The following is a 332-nucleotide window of genomic DNA, read 5'->3' as shown; positions in this document are numbered from 1 at the left end:
TCACCAAGATCGCGCCGCTCGACCCCGCCGAGCAGCTTCGTGCATGCCACTTTCGTGTCCAGCGTCTGCGATTCGTTTGCCCCCGCGATGACGAGGCGCTGAGTCCGGAAATTGGTGTCCACGCTTTCATCGACCGCTTCCACCGTACCGCAGGCATAACCGTCCTCTTCCCAGTCTTGCTGGCATGCTGTGTTGCGCCTCAGGTAAGCGTCATAGGTCTGCAGCGATTCTTCGCTCTGGCCGTCCGGACAAAAACCGAAGTCTTCCGCGAGAAACGAGTTCGTCAACTCCGGATGGGTGCCCGCGCAGTGGTAGCACTCGCGGTTGTTTTC

Annotated in this window: 1 pseudogene; it reads right to left on the bottom strand. The window is 59.9% G+C overall.

The window, feature by feature from the left end:
• Positions 1 to 332: pseudogene (locus tag EVC45_RS45280) on the bottom strand (aromatic ring-hydroxylating dioxygenase subunit alpha); the annotation flags it as partial.

The sequence above is a fragment of the Paraburkholderia sp. UYCP14C genome (genome assembly GCF_004197395.1).
GTDB lineage: Bacteria > Pseudomonadota > Gammaproteobacteria > Burkholderiales > Burkholderiaceae > Paraburkholderia.
The sequence above is the reverse complement of the archived record's forward strand: the minus strand, read 5'-3'. Positions and strand labels throughout refer to the sequence as shown.